Below are 17389 nucleotides of genomic sequence, written 5' to 3' on the forward strand. Positions count from 1 at the left end.
CGTTACACGTGAGGATGGTAGGCAAACAGCGCAGGCGCCCCACCAGTATGAATAAAGAGAATTGGCCCTTCATCTTTGAAGCGCTTCTGGCTAATGCCATCAATCAGACCCGCCATCGCCTTGCCGGTATACACCGGATCTAACAAAATGCCTTCCAGACGCGCCAGCAGTTTTACCGCCTCCATTCCCTCTTCGTTTGGCGTACCGTAGCCCGGCGCATAATAATCGTCCCATAACAGGATTTCCGCTGAGGCCGTCAGTTCCAGCTCCCGTGCAATATCCTGCTGCAGTGCAACAACTTTGGGCTTTTGATCCGCCACGCTGCGTGAGACGGTCACGCCGATAAGTTCGACGTCAGGCATCAATTGCTCCAGGCCCACGGCCAGTCCGGCATGGGTTCCCGCACTGCCCGAGGCCACCACTACGGAAGAGAGCGAAACGGCCCCTTCACACTGTTGGGCAATTTCCAGCGCGCTTTCCACATAGCCCAGCGCACCCAGTGCATTGGAGCCCCCAACCGGGATCACATACGGGCGGAACCCTTGCGCTTCAATCCGCGTCGCCAGATCCTGCAGCTGTGCATTCGGATCGGTCAGCGCATCGCACATTTCAATTTGCGTATTAAACAGGTCCAACAGCAGACGGTTGCCATTGGTGAGATAGTTTTCGGCAGTGGTGCCTATCGGATTTTCCAACAGCGCCACGCAGTGCAGGCCTAGCTTAGCGGCGACCGCCGCCGTCTGGCGAACATGGTTAGACTGAATCGCACCAGCGGTTATCAGCGTATCCGCGCCTTCTCGCAGCGCGTCTGCGGCCAGAAACTCCAGCTTACGCAGCTTATTGCCGCCCATAGCCATCGGCGTGACGTCATCGCGTTTAATGAAAATATCGCGCCCGAGATAATCTGAGAGGCGCGGAAGATATTCGAGTGGCGTTGGCGCGCCAATAAATTCCAGACGTGGAAAGCGCGTTAAATTATGCAGCGGCATACAGCCTCCGGTATTCGTTGTTGTGATGTTCTTTTATTATGCACGTTCAGGCGCAATGAAATAAAAAAAGGCGCTGTTAAAGGCGCCTTTTTTCATCAGATGACGATTATTTCGTCACATCTGCTCCAAACCATTTTTCAGACAGGGCTTTCAGCGAACCGTCTTTCTGCATTTCAGCAATAGCTGCATCCACCGCTTTCAGCAGATCTTCATTGCCTTTACGCAGCGCCACGCCGGACTCCTGGCGGGAGAATGCTTCACCGGTAACGGCCAGCGTATCCTTGGTTTTTTTCACCAGATCCAGCGCGGCCAGACGGTCAACCAGGATGGCGTCGATACGACCTACGCGCAGATCCTGATATTTGGTCGGGTCATCATCATAGGTACGAATATCCACGCCCTGCACGTTCTGGCGCAACCACTCTTCATAGTTGGTTCCCAGACCCACGCCGACTTTTTTACCTTTCAGATCGGCAGCAGTCTTAATAACGCCTTCATTGCCTTTCTTCACCAGCGCCTGGATACCAGAGACCGTATACGGGGTAGAGAAATCGTATTTTTTCTTACGATCATCAGAGATAGTCACCTGGTTGATGACCACGTCAATGCGTTTGGAATCAAGAGAAGCCAGCATACCGTCCCATTTGGTCGGCTTCAGCGTGGCTTTCACTCCAAGATGCTTGGCCAGTTCCTCGGCAAACTCCACTTCGAAACCGGTCAGCTTGCCGTCATCGCCCTGAAAACTAAACGGGGGATAGGTCCCTTCCAGGCCCACCAGCAGCGTGCCGCGCTCTTTAACTTTATTTAACAGACCTTCATCTGCATAAGTCTTCACGCTCATTCCGGCGACAAGTGCAACAGCCATTACACCCATCAGAGCCTGACGTCCCAGAAGTGCTAATTTCATAGTTACCCCGAATATTGTCATTAGTGACTATCATTTATGACTACAGTGTAAAGCGTTTGCCGTGATCCACAAACACGACTCTGTTACACCTTATTCGTTTTTAATATATATCAGAACTGGCTGTCCAGGAGGATTTCTGCATATGTCCCATATGCGTATGGGCTTTAAACTGCTCATACTTACGCAAGGCGATGCGGTAATTGTTGGTGCTGGTTTCCGGCAGCCACGGGGCAAGGTTTTCGTCGAGAAACCCTTCCTGCAGCAGATCGTGAGAGATATTTTGTTCGGTCAGATGATTCCCGAGGCGACGCAGGCGCACAACGTATTCGCGTACCGTGCCGTGACTCATTTCGGTCTGCTCGAATAAAAATTGCTTGAAGCCGATAATGTCAAAAAAGTCGCTCTGCTCTTTGCAGTGCAAATCACCACAAAAACGACACAGCGCCACCCACTCTTTTTTCTCCTGTTCCCACTCTGCTTCATTCAGCAACGTGTCCAGTCGGGCGATGGCGATTTTATTCACAATTTGCCCGCGGCGAACCAGCGTGATCCTGTCGAGCAACTTAAAGCAATGGGCGCAATGCGTCTGGCTGTGTTTGAAATCTTTGAGGTAGCGGCTTAGAGGCCGTCTTTTTGATTGCTGCACCGTCATGAGAACTCCTGGTAGTCAATTCGTAATGCGGCATTGTTCAGGGGTAATGGTGTACCCCTATAGCTTACCCAGCTTGGTGCGTAGACGTTTGATGGCCTGACTGTGCAACTGGCTAACCCGTGACTCCCCCACTTCCAGTACCGCGCCAATCTCTTTCAGATTCAGCTCTTCCTGGTAGTACAGCGTTAACACCAGCTTTTCGCGTTCCGGCAACGCTTCGATCGCGTCCATCACGCGCTGGCGGAGGTTACCCTCAAGTAGCTGCTGTAACGGGTTTTCCTGCTGATGTTCTTCCGTCACCAGCTCAATACTATCGCCATGCTCTTCCCGCCACTCGTCGTAGGAGAAGAGTTGGCTATTATTGGTATCAAGCAACATCTGACGATACTCTTGCACAGGAATAGCCAGACGCTCCGCCACTTCGGTTTCCGTCGCGTTACGCCCTAATTCCTGCTCCAGTTGCCCCATCGCCTGTGCCACTTCGCGAGCATTGCGCCGAACGCTACGCGGCACCCAATCCCGGCTACGTAGTTCGTCCAGCATCGCTCCACGAATACGCTGCACTGCGTAAGTGGTAAATGCCGTTCCTTGCAAAGCGTCATATCGGTCGACTGCATTCAATAACCCGATGCCGCCCGCTTGTAGCAGGTCATCCAGTTCTACGCTCGCCGGCAAACGCACCTGAAGGCGCAATGCTTCGTGACGCACCAACGGTACATAACGCTGCCACAGCGAGTGTTTATCCATTACACCTTCAGCGGTATACAGTGAATTCACGATAAACAGCCCTGCGTTAAATGAGTTATCGGCATGATTATCCGTTTCTGCAGGGGGTTCTATCGGAGGAATAAGGCTATAAAAGAAGGGTTATTTGACTTTTGTAATGCTACAAACAGAAGAAATGAAACAAAAAACCTTTAAAATCAAAAAATTAAATCGTGAAGCATCTGTGAGATACCTCACGATAATATGCTATACCAGTAAAGAGACCAGAGACAAATCATCTCCCATTCTCACATTCTCAATGTAGCGATAAAAGTTCTCTGTTAGCGCTTTGCTATGTTGGCTTGAAGAGTGAAAGCTATAGATGATGTTGATAATATCTTCCAACTGCACGGATCCATGTTCTTTCGCGTGTGCGGCGACCAGTAGTTTGATAAAATAATATTCCGCAACAATCATATACAGGCCACGAAACGGTGTTCCCGACGACATATTAGGAAAATCATTTTGCCAAAATTTATAAAGTACATAATTTTTAAGCGCACATGGCGTTTTCCCTATTTCGGGTAGAACAATACTTTTCCATACTTGTTCGACATCGGCGATTTTATCTTCTAGTGTTAGCCCGTTTTCTACAGCCAACATGCGCAGCAGGGAATCAATATATTGCGTAATTACTTTTTTCCCACGAGAAAAACACTTCGTACGGAAATAATTTTGCATTAGTACAGTCATCGACGCTTTGATACGATAATCGCCAGTAATATCACCCATCACTTCGCCGTTTTGTAGTTGCTGTACCAATTGCTCATGAACGGATTCAATCTGCCCAATCGTTGATTCATCTACAGTTTCAATTTTTTCGAGGAACAGCAGGAACTTCACCACGGCAAAAAGCGCGGGTTCAACCTCAATATCAGTCCGTCCAATTAGATCCAGACAAAACAGACTCAGTACCTTGTGCACCACCGAAAGCGGTTTCGCGGCATTGGACTTTTGTTGCAACACAATCCGCTCATTAAATTTCATCGAATCAGGTTCGCTAAGCAATAACCTGACTACTTCCGGGCATGAAATATTCAGTGACTGGTGTACATCATTTTTATAGCTACGATAAGAGCGAGGATAAATAGCACAGGTTTTACTCAGTGCTTGCGCCCCCAACCGCTTATGTACCATGCACAATTTATCATCACCAAAATATGGACAGTTGCCGGATTCAGGTGAGAATATAATTTTTCCCCAGTTGAGCGAGTCCTTTTTAACCAGTTGGACACTTTCTTTCGCAATGGTCTGGATTAATAGATCTTTATTCGTCAGATATTTTTTTACCGTTGGCTTATCAACTGCGATTTCCCACTCTTTACAGCAATGGTCGCGACACTCGCTACCCACACAATTGAACGCCGCGACAAAGGCAGGTTCAGTAATTATAATTTCTTTCATTACGTTTGCTCCGGTAAAAAAAAATCAAGGTGACTTTCGCCACCTTGATTGTACTGACTTATTTGTAAAACTATCGTCAGATTAACGCAGTAAAGAGAGCACGTTTTGCGTGGTCTGGTTAGCCTGGGCCAGAACGGAGGTACCCGCCTGTTGCAGAATTTGCGCACGAGACATGTTAGACACTTCAGTCGCGTAGTCAGAATCTTCGATACGACTACGAGCAGAAGACAGGTTGTTTACTGTATTACCCAAGTTGGTAATAGCAGATTCAAAACGGTTTTGAATCGCACCCAATGAAGAACGTTGCTTATCAACTTCGGCTAAGGCTGCATCAATAGTTTTTAGCGGATCAGTCGTTGTTGCTGTTTTTAATGTCTTGGCATTAAAAGATGCCTCATCGATAGTAAATGTTGCTTTAGTAGGGTCTGCAGTAACATCCGCACTAGCAGAGTTCAACGCGACCTGGAATACTTGACCTGCCGCTTTTTTTACATCTACACCACGAGACTGCAACGCATCAAAATCGGCCTGAGCGGAAGCATCAATTGTCACAGTAGCAAACAAGTTACCCTTATCATCTTGCTGAACAGCACCAATAGCAAGTTTACCTGCAGCCAGACCCAATTTTGCTCCTAATGCATCTTTATTTGCGTCATCAGCTTCAGCAGTAGCAACTTTTGTGGTAGCTCCCCAGATAGCCTTAGTATCGACAGCTTTCAATGTCCCCTGCGGGCCAGATACGTTGAAGCCAGACAATTTTAGAGTGCTTGCAGTCACTTCACTCAGTTTAATATCAATCGTTTCGTTGTCATTCGCACCCACCTGAATAGACAGGGTCTGGTTTTTCGACAGAACGTTTGTACCATTGAACTGAGTTTGTGCTGAAACACGATCAATTTCATCCAGACGCTGTTTGATTTCATCTTGGATTGAAGAAAGGTCGGTTGAAGAGTTTGTGCCATTCTGTGCCTGAACAGTTAGTTCACGTACACGCTGCAGGTTGTTGTTAATTTCGTTCAGAGCACCTTCAGTGGTCTGCGCGATGGAGATACCGTCGTTGGCGTTACGGGAAGCCTGAGTCAGACCTTTGATGTTCGAGGTGAAGCGGTTAGCAATCGCCTGACCAGCAGCATCGTCTTTCGCGCTGTTGATACGCAGACCAGAGGACAGACGCTCGATAGCGGAGCTCAGAGAAGACTGAGATTTATTCAGGTTATTCTGGGTCAACAGCGACAGGCTGTTTGTATTGATGACTTGTGCCATGATCTTTTCCTTATCAATTACAACTTGATGTTATTGGGCTGTTGCCCACGGTTTCTCACCGTAACCCATGTATCGGCACCTTACATTCGAACTTTAGAAAATTTTTTGTTTTCGCCATTTTTTTCTTAGCCCGTGAAATACCCTCTATATGCACCACTATTCCGCGCATTATTTTGACAAAACTATCATTAAACTTTGCGCGCAGATTGCCGATAACCCGCTTAACAATTGTTTGCAATCACAAGGAATCGGGCATGGCTTCATTTACATCATTAGGCGTAGGCTCAGGCTTACCACTGGATACGTTGCTAAACAACCTGACTATTGCTGAGAAAAAACGTCTAAATCCAATTACTCAGCAACAGACCGACAATACCGCCCGTCTGACGGCTTACGGTACGCTGAAAAGTGCGCTGGAAAAGTTCCAGACGGCCAATACCGCGTTAAATAAACCGGAGTTGTTCAGAAGCAGTAATGTGACGAGCAGTACTGAAGACCTGAAAGTCACCACCGAAGCAGGCGCGGCACCGGGTATTTATACCATCAGCGTCACGCAACTGGCACAGGCACAATCGCTGAGCACCACATCGGTGGCCTCAAACAAAGAGGCTCTGGGTGATGGCTCCGCCACGCGTACCATTAAAATTGAGCAGCCGGGCCGTAAAGAGCCGCTGGAGATTAAACTCTCCCAAGATAAGACCACGCTGGATGATATCAGCAAGGCAATTAACGATACCGATAGCGGTATCTCCGCCAGTATCGTGAAGGTGAAAGACGGCGAGTTCAAACTGGTGCTGACCGCAGCAGAAGGTCTGGACAGCAAGATGACCATCTCTGTTGAGGGCGACAGCAAGCTTAACGATATGCTGACTTACGACAGCACTACCGGTACAGGAAAAATGACTGAGCTGGTTCAGGCCCAGAACTCCAAGCTCACGATGAACGGTATCGATATTGAACGTCAAAGCAACAAAGTCACCGATGCCCCGCAGGGTGTTACGCTGGAACTGACCAAAAAAGTTACCGACGCGCGCGTAACGGTGACGAAAAGCAATGAGAAAGCTACGGAAGCGATTAAAGGTTGGGTGGATGCCTATAACTCACTGATCGATACCTTTAATACGCTGACCAAATATAAAGCCGTAGATGCAGGTGCGGAAGGTCAGGACAAAGACAACGGCGCGCTGGTCGGTGACAGCGTAGTACGTACGATTCAGACAGGCATTCGTGCACAGTTTGCTAACTCCGGTGCTGAAGGTGCTTTTAAGACACTGAATGAAATCGGCATCAAACAAGATGGCAAAACCGGCAAGATGTCCATCGATGATACCAAGCTGAAAAAAGCGCTGGATGAAAACACCGCCTCTGTTCGCGAACTGCTGGCTGGCGACGGCAAAGAAACCGGGATCACCACCAAAATTGCCGCCGAAGTGAAAAGCTACCTGGCCGATGACGGCATTATCGACAGCGCACAAGACAGCATTAATGCCACGCTGAAAAAACTGACCAAACAGTACCTGTCCGTCAGCGCCAGTATCGACGACATGGTTGCGCGTTACACCGCCCAGTTTACCCAACTGGATAGCATGATGAGCAAGCTGAATAACACCAGTAACTATCTGGGCCAGCAATTTTCGGCGATGAATAAATCCTGATAACACGAGGTAAGCATGTATACCGCGAGCGGTACCAAAGCCTATGCACAGGTCAGCATAGAGAGTGGCGTAATGAGCGCCAACCCACATCAGCTGATTGAAATGTTGTTTGATGGCGCGAGCAGCGCCCTGGTGCGCGCTCGCCTGTTTATGCAACAGGGTGATATCGTCGCCAAAGGTGAGGCGTTAAGTAAAGCCATTAATATTATCGACAATGGCCTGAAGGCAGGACTTGATCAAGAGACTGGCGGCGAAATCGCCACCAATTTGTCTTCTCTGTATGACTATATGATTCGCCGTTTACTGCAAGCTAACTTGCGTAATGATTGTCAGGCCATTGAAGAAGTCGAAGGGTTACTCGGCAACATTGCAGATGCCTGGAAACAGATCTCACCGAAAGCATCTTCCCAGGAGTCTCGTTAATGACCTCAGCCGTGGAGTTTATCAACCGTTGGCAGCGCATCGCGCTGCTCAGTCACTCACTGCTGGAACTGGCGCAGCGCGGTGAATGGGACCTTTTACTGGAACAGGAAGTTACCTATCTGCAAAGTATTGAAGTGGTCATGGAAGAGCAAACTCCACCAGGCATTACGCGAAGTATTCAGGATTTAGTGGCCGGGTACATTAAACAGACGCTGGATAACGAACAACTGCTCAAAACATTGTTGCAGCAGCGTCTGGATGAGCTCAGCAATCTCATCGGTCAGTCGACGCGCCAAAAGACGCTAAATAACGCTTATGGCCGTCTTTCCGGCATGCTGTTAGTTCCCGACGCCCCCACTGCCCCACAATAATTTCCCGTCTCGTCTGAATAATCTTCCATACTCCAGAGGTCGGCCAAACGACTTCTGGAGCACGGAAGATGAAAAATCCCACGTTATTGCAGTATTTTCACTGGTATTACCCCGAGGGCGGTCAACTCTGGCCCGAACTTGCCGAACGCGCAGGTGGACTCAATGACATCGGCATCAATATGGTGTGGTTACCTCCCGCTTATAAAGGCGCATCCGGCGGCTATTCCGTTGGCTACGACTCCTACGATCTGTTTGATCTGGGGGAATTCGACCAAAAGGGAACCATCGCTACCAAATATGGCGATAAAAACCAGCTGCTGGCGGCGATAGACGCGCTAAAACACAATGATATTGCCGTACTGCTCGACGTGGTGGTTAACCACAAGATGGGCGCAGATGAAAAAGAGAATATTCGTGTGCAGCGCGTTAACGCCGAGGATCGCACGCAAATAGACGATGAGATCGTCGAATGCGAAGGCTGGACGCGCTACACCTTCCCTGCCCGCGCAGGCCAGTACTCGCAATTCATTTGGGACTTTAAATGCTTCAGCGGTATTGACCATATCGAAAACCCAACCGAAGACGGCATTTTTAAAATCGTGAACGACTACACCGGCGAAGGCTGGAACGATCAGGTTGATGATGAGTTGGGTAATTTTGATTATCTGATGGGCGAAAACATCGATTTTCGCAATCACGCCGTAACTGAGGAGATCAAATACTGGGCGCGTTGGGTGATGGAGCAAACCCAGTGTGACGGCTTTCGTTTAGATGCCGTGAAACATATTCCGGCATGGTTTTATAAAGAGTGGATTGAGCATGTGCAGGAAGTCGCCCCCAAGCCGCTGTTTATCGTCGCGGAATACTGGTCGCATGAAGTCGACAAGCTGCAAACCTACATTAATCAGGTGGAGGGGAAAACCATGTTATTCGACGCCCCTTTACAGATGAAATTCCACGAAGCCTCTCGTCAGGGACGCGATTACGACATGAGTCAGATTTTCACCGACACCCTGGTGGAAGCCGATCCGTTTCATGCCGTCACCCTGGTGGCCAATCACGACACTCAGCCCTTGCAGGCGCTGGAAGCCCCTGTCGAACCGTGGTTTAAGCCGCTGGCCTATGCGCTGATCCTGTTGCGCGAAAACGGCGTACCGTCAGTGTTTTATCCTGACCTCTACGGGGCGCATTACGAAGACACCGGCGGCGATGGCGAAACCTATCCTATCGACATGCCGATCATTGAACAGCTTGATGAACTGATCCTCGCGCGCCAGCGCTTCGCGCACGGCGTACAGACGCTCTTTTTCGATCACCCTAACTGTATCGCTTTTAGCCGCAGCGGAACGGACGAGGATCCCGGCTGTGTGGTTGTTCTGTCTAACGGCGATGACGGGGAAAAGACCATCAATCTCGGTGCGAATTACGGGAATAAAACCTGGCGCGACTATCTGGGAAATCGCGAAGAAAGCGTGGTCACCGATGAGAACGGTGAAGCGACGTTTTATTGTAACGGCGGTAGCGTCAGCGTGTGGGTGATTGAAGACGTGTTATAAAGCTCAACCCCGGTGGCCGTTGGCTACCGGGGCGTATAGCTTATGGCAGTGGCGTGGCCAGCGGCGTTTTCTTTAACGCGTCAGCACATTCCTGCGTCGGGCGGTCGACCCGCTGCAGCGTCATACCGTCATATTCCAGCGTATTGCCTTCCCGCTCAATCTCATACAGCTCGCGTTTCACCGTCACGTTGGTGAGATCGCCAGAGATCATCGTCAGTTTCCCCGGCAGCGCGATCACTCGCTGCCACTGGCGACAATCCAGCGTGTCGCCCTCTTTTGTTACCACCAGGCTGGCAATCGCTTCCGGGCTCACCAGACTGCGTTGCGGACCTTTTGACTGCCAGTATCCTTCCAGACCGGCTGGCGCTGGCGTTTTCACCACGTCGTTATAATTTTCTACTTCGGCGCATCCGGTAAGCGCCAGAAATACAGCAACGATTGCTAATTTTTTCATCATTCATCCTGCATGCGAAGAAAATGGGATTGTGGCATTAAAGGCCTGATGTCGCCAGCCTTTCGGCAGTGTCGAGAAAGATTGATCCAGACGGTGTTACCTCTTATTACTCATAGTCAAAAATTCTGATCGGTGTAGTATCCACACTTCTTGTTACATACCTTCTGAGTTCAGAGGCACAACGCATGTCATGGCAACACTTCAAACAGGCCTGGTTAATTAAATTTTGGGCCCCCGCCCCTGCGGTCATCGCAGCGGGTATTCTCTCTACCTACTATTTCGGCATTACGGGAACCTTCTGGGCCGTTACCGGCGAATTCACTCGCTGGGGTGGTCAAATCCTGCAACTGTTTGGCGTTCACGCCGAAGAATGGGGATACTACAAGCTGATCCATCTCGAAGGCTCACCCCTGACCCGCATTGACGGCATGATGATCCTCGGTATGTTCGGGGGCTGTTTTGCTGCCGCATTGTGGGCAAACAACGTCAAATTACGCATGCCGCGCAGTCGGGTGCGCATTATGCAGGCGATAGTCGGCGGAATGATTGCCGGATTCGGCGCCCGGCTGGCAATGGGCTGTAACCTGGCCGCATTCTTCACCGGTATTCCACAGTTCTCGCTACACGCCTGGTTTTTCGCCCTGGCAACGGCTATTGGCTCATGGTTTGGCGCACGCTTTACCCTGCTGCCGATGTTTCGTATTCCGGTCAAAATGCAGAAAGTCTCCGCCGCTTCTCCGTTAACGCAAAAGCCGGATCAGGCCCGTCGCCGTTTCCGCCTCGGCATGCTGGTGTTTATCGCCATGATCGGCTGGGCGCTCCTCACTGCGATGGATAAGCCCAAACTTGGTTTGGCTATGCTGTTCGGCGTCGGGTTCGGGCTGCTGATTGAACGGGCGCAAATCTGCTTCACCTCCGCCTTCCGCGACCTGTGGATTTCCGGTCGCACCCATATGGCGAAAGCGATCATCTTCGGGATGGCGGTCAGCGCCATTGGTATCTTTAGCTACGTACAACTGGGCGTCGAGCCTAAAATCATGTGGGCAGGTCCGAATGCGGTGATCGGCGGCTTGCTGTTCGGCTTCGGCATTGTTCTGGCGGGCGGGTGTGAAACCGGCTGGATGTACCGCGCCGTTGAAGGCCAGGTGCATTACTGGTGGGTGGGTCTGGGCAACGTTATTGGCTCGACCATACTGGCCTACTACTGGGATGATTTTGCTCCCGCGCTTGCCACCAATTGGGACAAAGTGAATCTGCTCAACACCTTCGGCCCGCTCGGTGGCCTGCTGGTAACCTATCTGCTGTTATTTACCGCGCTGATGCTCATCATCGGCTGGGAAAAACGCTTCTTCCGTCGCGCTGGGCTGACGCCTGCCAAGGAGTCTGTATGAAAAATATCGTGCCTGATTATCGCCTCGATATGGTCGGCGAGCCGTGTCCGTACCCGGCTGTCGCCACACTGGAAGCGATGCCGCAATTGAAGAAAGGTGAGATTCTGGAAGTGGTGAGCGATTGCCCGCAGTCAATCAACAATATTCCACTGGATGCGCGTAATCACGGCTACACGGTGCTGGATATTCAGCAGGATGGTCCAACGATTCGTTATTTAATTCAGAAGTAATGCGATTCTCCCGTTGCCCGACGCAGCGGGAGAATGTTCGGCTTGCTACACCTGCATCGACATCACTTCCTGATACGCCGACACCAGTTTGTTGCGCACCTGGATCCCCATCTGCATCGATACCGACGCTTTTTGCATATCGGTCATCACATCGTTCAGCGCAATACCCGGTTCACCGAGGGTAAATTTCTCAGCCTGCACACGGGATGCGGTTTGTACATCACTGATCCTGTCTAACGCCGCATGCAGTTGACCGGCAAAGCTCACGGTCGGTTGTGGCTGCATATCCTGCATTTTTGCTGACATCGCCGTGGTCTGTAGCTGGCTGATGACCCCTTCAATCCCCTGTATTGCCGACATTCTGATCCCCTGGATAATTTTTTACGTAGTTGAGATTACCAGTTAGTCAATAAGATAAAGGCGTTAAATAACGATAAAAAACCACGGTTTTTAACGCATAGAAAAATTCGAAACCGCAAATAATGAGACCGTCAATTTTTCGAGTTTGCTGACCCGGGAGTGAGTCTTGTTCCACTTTGCAAAAAACGCCGTCCACGATAAGCCACGAGGTGCGAGATGAGTGCGACAGCATCGACTGCAACCCAGCTTAAACCTCTCGAGTGGTTAAACCGCCTGCGCGCGAATCCCAGAATTCCTCTGATTGTGGCGGGAGCCGCTGCCGTCGCGATCATCGTGGCGATGGTCCTGTGGGCCAAAGCGCCTGACTACCGCACGCTGTTCAGCAATCTTTCCGATCAGGATGGTGGCGCGATCGTCACCCAACTGACGCAGATGAACGTTCCCTACCGTTTTACTGAGGGAAGCGGCGCCATTGAAGTTCCTGCCGATAAAGTCCACGAACTGCGTTTACGTCTGGCGCAGCAAGGTCTGCCCAAAGGCGGCGCGGTGGGTTTTGAACTGCTGGATCAGGAAAAGTTTGGTATCAGCCAGTTTAGCGAGCAGGTCAACTACCAGCGCGCGCTGGAAGGTGAATTAGCCCGTACGATTGAAACGTTGGGACCGGTAAAACGCGCCCGCGTGCATCTGGCTATGCCGAAACCGTCGCTGTTTGTGCGTGAGCAAAAAGCGCCTTCAGCCTCCGTCACCGTCAATTTGGAACCGGGTCGCGCGCTGGATGAAGGTCAGATCAGTGCGGTCACGCATCTGGTTTCCAGCGCTGTTGCAGGCTTGCCGCCGGGCAACGTTACGCTGGTCGACCAGGCGGGTCATCTGTTAACCCAGTCAAATACCAGTAGCCGCGATCTTAACGATGCGCAGCTGAAATACGCCAGCGACGTCGAAGGCCGCGTTCAGCGTCGTATCGAATCGATTCTGTCGCCGATTGTCGGCAACGGTAACGTACATGCGCAGGTCACCGCGCAGCTGGATTTTGCCAACAAAGAGCAAACCGAAGAACAGTACCGTCCAAACGGTGATGAGTCCCAGGCCGTGCTGCGTTCTCGTCAGTTGAACGTCAGTGAGCAGGTCGGTAGCGGAGCACCAGGCGGCGTCCCGGGCGCGTTGTCAAATCAGCCCGCTCCGGCAAATACTGCACCAATCGCCAACCCACCCGCTAATCAGCAAAACGCGCAAAATACGCAAAACGCACAGACGGCGAATAACAGTAATAATGCCGGCCCGCGCAATACTCAGCGCAATGAAACCAGCAACTATGAAGTTGACCGCACCATTCGCCATACCAAAATGAACGTTGGCGATGTGCAGCGTCTCTCGGTGGCTGTCGTGGTCAACTACAAAACGTTACCAGACGGCAAACCGTTGCCGTTAACCGCCGAGCAGATGAAACAGATTGAGGATCTGACCCGCGAAGCGATGGGATTCTCCGACAAGCGTGGCGATACCCTGAACGTGGTGAACTCTCCCTTCACGGCGACCGACGATTCCATGGGCGAGCTACCGTTCTGGAAACAGCCGTTCTTTATTGATCAGTTAATGTCCGCAGGTCGTTGGTTGCTGGTTCTGTTGGTGGCGTGGATCCTGTGGCGAAAAGCCGTTCGTCCGCAGTTGGTCCGTCGCAGCGAAGAAGCGAAAGCCGTACAAGAACAAACGCGTGTCCGTCAGGAAACCGAAGAAGCGGTAGAAGTTCGCCTCAGCAAAGACGAACAAACTCAGCAGCGTCGTACTAATCAGCGTCTGGGAGCAGAAGTCATGAGTCAGCGTATTCGTGAAATGTCAGATAACGATCCGCGCGTCGTGGCGCTGGTCATTCGCCAGTGGATGAGCAACGATCATGAGTAATCTTACCGGTACCGATAAAAGCGTCATCCTGCTGATGACCATTGGCGAAGATCGCGCGGCGGAGGTGTTTAAGCACCTTTCCACGCGCGAAGTTCAGGCGCTCAGTACGGCGATGGCCAACGTTCGCCAGATTTCCAACAAGCAGTTGACGGAAGTGCTGGCCGAATTTGAACAAGAAGCCGAACAGTTTGCCGCGCTGAATATCAACGCCAACGAATATCTGCGCTCCGTGCTGGTGAAAGCGCTGGGCGAGGAACGTGCCTCCAGTCTGCTGGAAGATATTCTGGAAACCCGCGATACCACCAGCGGCATTGAAACGCTTAACTTTATGGAGCCGCAAAGCGCCGCCGACCTTATCCGCGACGAGCATCCGCAGATTATCGCCACCATTCTGGTGCACCTCAAGCGGGGCCAGGCTGCCGATATACTGGCGCTGTTCGACGAGCGTTTACGTCACGACGTGATGCTGCGTATCGCCACCTTTGGCGGCGTACAGCCTGCCGCGCTGGCAGAACTGACCGAGGTACTCAACGGCCTGCTCGATGGCCAGAACCTCAAACGCAGCAAAATGGGCGGCGTGAGAACGGCGGCAGAAATTATCAACCTGATGAAAACCCAGCAGGAAGAAGCGGTTATTACCGCCGTACGCGAATTCGACGGCGAGCTGGCGCAGAAAATTATCGACGAGATGTTCCTGTTCGAGAACCTGGTGGATGTCGACGATCGCAGTATCCAGCGTCTGCTGCAGGAAGTGGATTCCGAATCGTTGCTGATTGCCCTGAAAGGTGCCGAACAGCCGCTGCGCGAGAAGTTCCTGCGCAACATGTCGCAACGTGCTGCCGATATTCTGCGCGACGACCTCGCCAACCGCGGTCCGGTGCGTTTGTCGCAGGTGGAAAACGAACAGAAAGCCATTCTGCTTATTGTGCGTCGTCTGGCGGAAACCGGCGAGATGGTGATAGGCAGCGGCGAGGATACCTATGTCTAACGAACTGCCGTGGAAAGTCTGGACCCCGGACGACCTCGCCCCACCGATGGCGGAGTTCGTACTGGCTGAGCACAGCGAAAACCCGCTGTCAGAAGAAACAGCAGAACCAGAGCTTTCCGCAGAGCAACAGCTTGAACAGCAGCTCGCACAGCTGCAACTGCAGGCCCATGAGCAAGGTTATAACGCGGGTCTGGCGGAAGGTCGACAAAAAGGCCACGAACAAGGTTATCAGGAAGGCCTGAGTCAGGGGCTGGAGCAAGGCCAGAACCAGGCGCGCGCTCAGCATGCGCCGATCCATGCCCGCATGCAGCAACTAGTGAGCGAGTTTCAGAATACGCTGGACGCACTGGACAGCGTAATTGCCTCGCGTCTGATGCAAATGGCGCTGGAAGCTGCGCGTCAGGTTATTGGCCAGACGCCTATTGTGGATAACGCTGCGCTGATTAAACAAATCCAACAGCTGTTGCAGCAAGAACCGCTGTTTAGCGGTAAACCGCAGCTACGCGTACATCCGGACGATCTCCAGCGTGTAGAAGAAATGCTCGGTGCGACCCTCAGCCTGCACGGCTGGCGGCTGCGCGGCGATCCGACGCTGCATCACGGCGGCTGTAAAGTCTCTGCCGATGAAGGCGATCTGGATGCCAGCGTTGCCACGCGCTGGCAAGAACTCTGCCGTCTGGCAGCGCCGGGAGTCGTGTAATGACCACTCGCCTGACTCGCTGGCTCAACACGCTGGACAGCTTCGAAGAGAAAATGTCGCTGCTGCCTGCGGTGCGCCGTTACGGTCGCCTGACCCGCGCCACTGGGCTGGTGCTGGAGGCCACGGGATTACAGTTGCCGCTGGGCGCCACCTGCGTTATTGAACGCCAGGACGGCAACGAAACCCAGGAGGTCGAAAGTGAAGTCGTGGGCTTTAACGGTCAGCGTCTGTTTCTGATGCCCCTCGAAGAGGTTGAAGGCGTTCTGCCCGGCGCGCGCGTTTACGCGAAGAACATTGCCGGAGAAGGTCTGCAAAGCGGGAAGCAATTACCGCTTGGTCCTGCATTGCTGGGTCGTGTGCTTGACGGTAGCGGAAAACCGCTCGACGGTCTGCCCGCCCCGGATACCACCGAAACCGGGGCACTGATTACGCCGCCGTTTAACCCGCTACAACGCACCGCGATTGAACACGTCCTGGATACCGGCGTACGCCCCATCAACGCGTTGTTAACCGTCGGTCGCGGTCAGCGTATGGGACTTTTCGCGGGCTCCGGTGTCGGTAAAAGCGTTCTGCTCGGCATGATGGCGCGCTATACCCAGGCCGATGTTATCGTCGTAGGTCTGATTGGCGAACGTGGTCGTGAAGTTAAAGATTTTATTGAAAATATTCTCGGTACCGACGGTCGTGCGCGCTCGGTGGTGATTGCCGCTCCCGCAGATGTCTCGCCGCTGTTACGTATGCAAGGTGCGGCCTATGCCACGCGTATCGCCGAAGATTTTCGCGATCGTGGACAGCACGTATTGCTGATTATGGATTCCCTCACCCGCTACGCGATGGCACAACGTGAGATCGCCCTGGCGATCGGAGAGCCGCCGGCAACGAAAGGTTATCCCCCCTCAGTATTCGCCAAATTGCCAGCGCTGGTCGAACGTGCCGGGAACGGTATTCACGGCGGCGGTTCCGTTACCGCGTTTTACACGGTACTGACCGAAGGTGACGACCAGCAGGACCCCATTGCGGATTCCGCGCGCGCGATTCTGGACGGCCACATTGTGCTGTCCCGTCATCTGGCCGAAGCGGGTCACTATCCGGCCATCGATATTGAAGCCTCGATCAGTCGCGCCATGACCGCGCTTATTAGTGAACAACACTATGCGCGGGTACGTAACTTTAAACAGCTGCTATCCAGCTTCCAGCGCAACCGCGATCTGGTCAGCGTGGGGGCGTATGCCAAAGGCAGCGATCCCATGCTGGATAAAGCCATCGCCCTATGGCCACAGCTGGAAGCATTCTTGCAGCAAGGCATTTTTGAACGAGCGGACTGGGAAGATTCTCTGCACGCGTTAGAACTGATTTTCCCTGGTGTGTGAGTAAGCAGGAGA

At 52.1% G+C, this 17389-nt stretch carries 18 protein-coding genes; 10 read left to right on the top strand and 8 right to left on the bottom strand.

The window, feature by feature from the left end; all coding sequences use genetic code 11:
- Positions 1–2: 2 nt before the first annotated feature.
- From dcyD to OGV75_RS18635, 6 genes are all read right to left on the bottom strand, one after another.
- Complete coding sequence (gene dcyD / locus OGV75_RS18610) at positions 3–989, bottom strand: D-cysteine desulfhydrase (RefSeq protein ID WP_047358000.1); 987 nt, start codon at positions 987–989, stop codon at positions 3–5.
- Positions 990–1095: 106 nt separating this feature from the next.
- The gene (gene tcyJ, locus OGV75_RS18615) at positions 1096–1896 is read right to left on the bottom strand and encodes a cystine ABC transporter substrate-binding protein (protein WP_016156835.1); all 801 of its coding nucleotides are present in this window, start codon (positions 1894–1896) and stop codon (positions 1096–1098) included.
- A 100-nt stretch (positions 1897–1996) separates the two neighbouring features.
- Positions 1997–2548, bottom strand: a complete 552-nt coding sequence (gene fliZ, locus OGV75_RS18620; RefSeq protein ID WP_016153478.1) for a flagella biosynthesis regulatory protein FliZ — start codon at positions 2546–2548, stop codon at positions 1997–1999.
- Positions 2549–2605: 57 nt separating this feature from the next.
- Positions 2606–3325 carry an RNA polymerase sigma factor FliA gene (gene fliA / locus OGV75_RS18625; protein ID WP_016153479.1) on the bottom strand — a complete coding sequence of 240 codons (720 nt, stop codon included), beginning with the start codon at positions 3323–3325 and terminating at the stop codon, positions 2606–2608.
- 195 nt (positions 3326–3520) lie between these two features.
- Positions 3521–4717 carry a flagellin lysine-N-methylase gene (gene fliB, locus OGV75_RS18630; RefSeq protein ID WP_181627276.1) on the bottom strand — a complete coding sequence of 399 codons (1197 nt, stop codon included), beginning with the start codon at positions 4715–4717 and terminating at the stop codon, positions 3521–3523.
- An 81-nt stretch (positions 4718–4798) separates the two neighbouring features.
- Positions 4799–5980 (bottom strand): FliC/FljB family flagellin, encoded by a 1182-nt coding sequence (locus tag OGV75_RS18635; RefSeq protein WP_286481003.1) that lies wholly within the window; start codon positions 5978–5980, stop codon positions 4799–4801.
- Between the two features lie 254 nt (positions 5981–6234).
- Between OGV75_RS18635 and fliD the strand changes: the two genes are divergently transcribed.
- The 4 genes from fliD (at position 6235) to amyA (ending at position 9985) form a co-directional block, all read left to right on the top strand.
- Positions 6235–7635, top strand: coding sequence for a flagellar filament capping protein FliD (gene fliD / locus OGV75_RS18640; RefSeq protein WP_286481004.1), 1401 nt, complete (start codon positions 6235–6237; stop codon positions 7633–7635).
- 15 nt (positions 7636–7650) lie between these two features.
- Positions 7651–8058: a flagellar export chaperone FliS gene (gene fliS / locus OGV75_RS18645; protein ID WP_286481005.1), complete on the top strand. Its 408-nt coding sequence runs from the start codon at positions 7651–7653 to the stop codon at positions 8056–8058.
- Complete coding sequence (fliT, locus tag OGV75_RS18650; protein WP_003030458.1) at positions 8058–8429, top strand: flagella biosynthesis regulatory protein FliT; 372 nt, start codon at positions 8058–8060, stop codon at positions 8427–8429. Before fliS ends, fliT begins: the two co-directional genes overlap by 1 nt.
- A gap of 68 nt (positions 8430–8497) precedes the next feature.
- Positions 8498–9985, top strand: a complete 1488-nt coding sequence (gene amyA / locus OGV75_RS18655; protein ID WP_016156839.1) for an alpha-amylase — start codon at positions 8498–8500, stop codon at positions 9983–9985.
- A gap of 40 nt (positions 9986–10025) precedes the next feature.
- Here the strand turns inward: amyA and yedD are convergent, their stop codons facing one another.
- Complete coding sequence (yedD, locus tag OGV75_RS18660; protein WP_016153484.1) at positions 10026–10439, bottom strand: lipoprotein YedD; 414 nt, start codon at positions 10437–10439, stop codon at positions 10026–10028.
- A gap of 128 nt (positions 10440–10567) precedes the next feature.
- Here yedD and yedE point away from each other — a divergent pair, with 128 nt between their 5' ends.
- Both yedE and yedF read left to right on the top strand, forming a co-directional pair.
- Positions 10568–11830, top strand: a complete 1263-nt coding sequence (gene yedE / locus OGV75_RS18665) for a selenium metabolism membrane protein YedE/FdhT (protein WP_323667576.1) — start codon at positions 10568–10570, stop codon at positions 11828–11830.
- On the top strand, positions 11827–12060 hold the full coding sequence (gene yedF, locus OGV75_RS18670; RefSeq protein WP_000790504.1) for a sulfurtransferase-like selenium metabolism protein YedF: 234 nt from the start codon (positions 11827–11829) through the stop codon (positions 12058–12060). The genes yedE and yedF overlap by 4 nt, the downstream gene beginning before the upstream one ends.
- A gap of 45 nt (positions 12061–12105) precedes the next feature.
- Here the strand turns inward: yedF and fliE are convergent, their stop codons facing one another.
- Complete coding sequence (gene fliE, locus OGV75_RS18675; protein WP_016153486.1) at positions 12106–12420, bottom strand: flagellar hook-basal body complex protein FliE; 315 nt, start codon at positions 12418–12420, stop codon at positions 12106–12108.
- A 216-nt stretch (positions 12421–12636) separates the two neighbouring features.
- Here fliE and fliF point away from each other — a divergent pair, with 216 nt between their 5' ends.
- Genes fliF through fliI form a run of 4 tightly spaced genes read left to right on the top strand, consistent with a single transcriptional unit; the run spans position 12637 to position 17377 of the window.
- Positions 12637–14319: a flagellar basal-body MS-ring/collar protein FliF gene (fliF, locus tag OGV75_RS18680; protein WP_047357996.1), complete on the top strand. Its 1683-nt coding sequence runs from the start codon at positions 12637–12639 to the stop codon at positions 14317–14319.
- Positions 14312–15307 (top strand): flagellar motor switch protein FliG, encoded by a 996-nt coding sequence (gene fliG, locus OGV75_RS18685; RefSeq protein ID WP_016153488.1) that lies wholly within the window; start codon positions 14312–14314, stop codon positions 15305–15307. The genes fliF and fliG overlap by 8 nt, the downstream gene beginning before the upstream one ends.
- A complete protein-coding gene (fliH, locus tag OGV75_RS18690; RefSeq protein WP_094761578.1) occupies positions 15300–16007 on the top strand; it encodes a flagellar assembly protein FliH in 708 nt (235 codons plus the stop codon). The genes fliG and fliH overlap by 8 nt, the downstream gene beginning before the upstream one ends.
- Positions 16007–17377, top strand: coding sequence for a flagellar protein export ATPase FliI (gene fliI, locus OGV75_RS18695; RefSeq protein ID WP_016153490.1), 1371 nt, complete (start codon positions 16007–16009; stop codon positions 17375–17377). The genes fliH and fliI overlap by 1 nt, the downstream gene beginning before the upstream one ends.
- Positions 17378–17389 lie beyond the last annotated feature (12 nt).

The organism is Citrobacter sp. Cb028 (genome assembly GCF_030336705.1).
GTDB classification, from domain to species: Bacteria; Pseudomonadota; Gammaproteobacteria; order Enterobacterales; family Enterobacteriaceae; genus Citrobacter; species Citrobacter braakii.

Bases quoted from the DNA above. Each gene is read 5' to 3' on its own strand.
- dcyD (WP_047358000.1), bottom strand. From the start codon at position 989: ATGCCGCTGCATAATTTAACGCGCTTTCCACGTCTGGAATTTATTGGC.
- tcyJ (WP_016156835.1), bottom strand. From the start codon at position 1,896: ATGAAATTAGCACTTCTGGGACGTCAGGCTCTGATGGGTGTAATGGCT.
- fliZ (WP_016153478.1), bottom strand. From the start codon at position 2,548: ATGACGGTGCAGCAATCAAAAAGACGGCCTCTAAGCCGCTACCTCAAA.
- fliB (WP_181627276.1), bottom strand. From the start codon at position 4,717: ATGAAAGAAATTATAATTACTGAACCTGCCTTTGTCGCGGCGTTCAAT.
- OGV75_RS18635 (WP_286481003.1), bottom strand. From the start codon at position 5,980: ATGGCACAAGTCATCAATACAAACAGCCTGTCGCTGTTGACCCAGAAT.
- fliD (WP_286481004.1), top strand. From the start codon at position 6,235: ATGGCTTCATTTACATCATTAGGCGTAGGCTCAGGCTTACCACTGGAT.
- fliS (WP_286481005.1), top strand. From the start codon at position 7,651: ATGTATACCGCGAGCGGTACCAAAGCCTATGCACAGGTCAGCATAGAG.
- fliT (WP_003030458.1), top strand. From the start codon at position 8,058: ATGACCTCAGCCGTGGAGTTTATCAACCGTTGGCAGCGCATCGCGCTG.
- amyA (WP_016156839.1), top strand. From the start codon at position 8,498: ATGAAAAATCCCACGTTATTGCAGTATTTTCACTGGTATTACCCCGAG.
- yedD (WP_016153484.1), bottom strand. From the start codon at position 10,439: ATGAAAAAATTAGCAATCGTTGCTGTATTTCTGGCGCTTACCGGATGC.
- yedF (WP_000790504.1), top strand. From the start codon at position 11,827: ATGAAAAATATCGTGCCTGATTATCGCCTCGATATGGTCGGCGAGCCG.
- fliE (WP_016153486.1), bottom strand. From the start codon at position 12,420: ATGTCGGCAATACAGGGGATTGAAGGGGTCATCAGCCAGCTACAGACC.
- fliF (WP_047357996.1), top strand. From the start codon at position 12,637: ATGAGTGCGACAGCATCGACTGCAACCCAGCTTAAACCTCTCGAGTGG.
- fliG (WP_016153488.1), top strand. From the start codon at position 14,312: ATGAGTAATCTTACCGGTACCGATAAAAGCGTCATCCTGCTGATGACC.
- fliH (WP_094761578.1), top strand. From the start codon at position 15,300: ATGTCTAACGAACTGCCGTGGAAAGTCTGGACCCCGGACGACCTCGCC.
- fliI (WP_016153490.1), top strand. From the start codon at position 16,007: ATGACCACTCGCCTGACTCGCTGGCTCAACACGCTGGACAGCTTCGAA.